This window comes from Amycolatopsis kentuckyensis (genome assembly GCF_002155975.1).
Lineage (GTDB): Bacteria > Actinomycetota > Actinomycetes > Mycobacteriales > Pseudonocardiaceae > Amycolatopsis > Amycolatopsis kentuckyensis.
In genome coordinates this window covers 1-507 of record NZ_MUMI01000876.1, presented here as the reverse complement: position 1 = coordinate 507, position 507 = coordinate 1, and the positions used below count along the sequence as shown (strand labels likewise).

1 protein-coding gene is annotated in these 507 nt (G+C 69.8%); it reads right to left on the bottom strand.

Annotation, left to right across the window (positions count from 1 at the left end; genetic code table 11):
• Window positions 1-363 (bottom strand): QcrA and Rieske domain-containing protein (locus CCN39_RS48830; RefSeq protein ID WP_086854027.1); only part of this gene is annotated, 363 nt, incomplete at its 3' end.
• Window positions 364-507 lie beyond the last annotated feature (144 nt).

The following is a 507-nucleotide window of genomic DNA, read 5'->3' as shown; positions in this document are numbered from 1 at the left end:
GACCTCGCCGGTGAGCGCGTTGAACACCGAACCGTGGCACGGGCAGACCAGGTCGGCGCCCTTCGGCGTGACGGTGCAGCCCTGGTGCGTGCACACCGCGCTGAACGCGGCGCAGGCCGATTCGGACGTCCGGGCCACGATCACGTCGGACCCGTCCGGGGCCTTCGCCGCCTTCGCCTGCCCGACCGGGACCTCGGCGAGCGCGACCAGCGGCGTCCCGGCGGCGATCGGTGCCTGCGCGGTGCCCGATTTGCCGTTCGAATCCGACGAGCAGGCGGTCAGGGCGACGGCGCCGACGGCGGCACCGGCAACGGCGGCACCGGTGGACAGGACGGTGCGGCGGGAGTGCAGTTCGGCTGTCATGACCTAAAGAACGAGACCGCCACCCGTTCGGTTCAATTCCCGGTGAACCGGATCGCCCCCTGTTTCGTGTATCTACCGGAGTGGGTGTGGAGTGGAGGAACGATCATGGTGAGTTGGGTTCTACGCATCGTCGTGGCGGCCGCG